Annotated in this window: 1 protein-coding gene; it reads right to left on the reverse strand. The window is 64.5% G+C overall.

Going from position 1 to position 1,479, the window contains the following annotated elements; genetic code table 11:
• On the reverse strand, positions 1-1,479 hold a 1,479-nt coding region (gene acnA, locus I5M_RS15825; RefSeq protein ID WP_022722286.1), incomplete at both ends, for an aconitate hydratase AcnA.

The following is a 1,479-nucleotide window of genomic DNA, read 5'->3' on the forward strand; positions in this document are numbered from 1 at the left end:
GGCGGCTTGAGGTCCCCTCGAGGCCGCGGATCGTGACGGTTTCGTCGCCCTTCAGGCCGAGCGACGCCCACGACGTACCTTCCTGGAAGGTCAGCGGCAGCACGCCCATGCCGACCAGGTTCGAACGATGGATGCGCTCGAAGCTCTGGCAGATCACGGCGCGGACGCCGAGCAGGCGGGTGCCCTTCGCGGCCCAGTCGCGCGACGAACCGTTGCCGTATTCGGCGCCGGCGAACACGACCAGCGGCACCTTCTCTTCCTGGTACTTCATGGCGGCGTCGTAGATCGACATCTGTTCGCCGTCCGGCCAGTGCTTGGTCAGGCCGCCTTCCGGAATGTTGCCGTCGGCGCCCTTCAGCATGTGGTTCTTGATACGGATGTTGGCGAAGGTGCCGCGCATCATGACTTCGTGGTTACCACGGCGCGTGCCGTACTGATTGAAGTCGGCCGGACGCACCTGGTGCTCCGACAGATACTTGCCGGCCGGCGACGTCAGCTTGATCGAACCCGCCGGCGAGATGTGGTCGGTGGTGATCTTGTCGCCGAACAGCGCCAGGATGCGGGCGTCGACGACGTCGACGACCGGCTCCGGCTGCATCTTCATGCCTTCGAAGTAGGGCGGGTTCTGCACGTAAGTGGAGCTCATGTTCCACTTGTAGGTTTCGCTGTCGACGGTCTTGATCTTGCGCCAGTTGGTGTCGCCCTTGAACACGTCGGCGTAGCGCGCCTTGAAGATCTTCGACGTCACGTACTTCTTGACGAAGGCGTTGATCTCCTTGGTGGTCGGCCAGATGTCCTTCAGGTACACCGGCTTGCCGTCCTTGCCGGCGCCGATCGGCTCGACCGACAGGTTCTTGGTCACCGAACCGGCGAGCGCATAGGCGACCACTAGCGGCGGCGACGCCAGGTAGTTGGCCTGCACGTCCGGCGAGACGCGGCCTTCGAAGTTGCGGTTACCCGACAGCACGGCGGCGGCGACGATGCCGTTGTCGTTGATCGACTTCGAGATCTCCTCCGGCAGCGGGCCCGAGTTGCCGATGCAGGTGGTGCAGCCGAAGCCGACCAGGTTGAAGCCGACCTTATCGAGATCCTTCTGCAGACCCGAATTCGCCAGATACTCGGCGACGACCTGCGAGCCCGGCGCCAGCGAGGTCTTGACCCACGGCGCCGCCTTGAGGCCCTTGGCGGCGGCGTTGCGGGCTAGAAGGCCTGCGCCGATCAGCACGCTCGGGTTCGAGGTGTTGGTGCAGGAGGTGATGGCGGCGATCACCACGTCGCCGTGGCCGAGATCGAAGTTCTTGCCTTCGACCGTGTAGCGATGACCATCGAGGGCCTTCTTGTATTCGGTCTCCATCGCAGCCGAAGAACCTTCGGAGACGCCCGACAGCGCGATGCGGCCTTCGGGACGCTTCGGGGCGGCCATCGACGGCTCGACCTTGGCGAGGTCCAGCGTCAGCGTCACGGTGAACACCGAATCCG

Origin of the sequence: Rhodopseudomonas sp. B29 (assembly GCF_000333455.1) — a bacterium.
In the GTDB taxonomy this organism is placed as follows: domain Bacteria; phylum Pseudomonadota; class Alphaproteobacteria; order Rhizobiales; family Xanthobacteraceae; genus Rhodopseudomonas.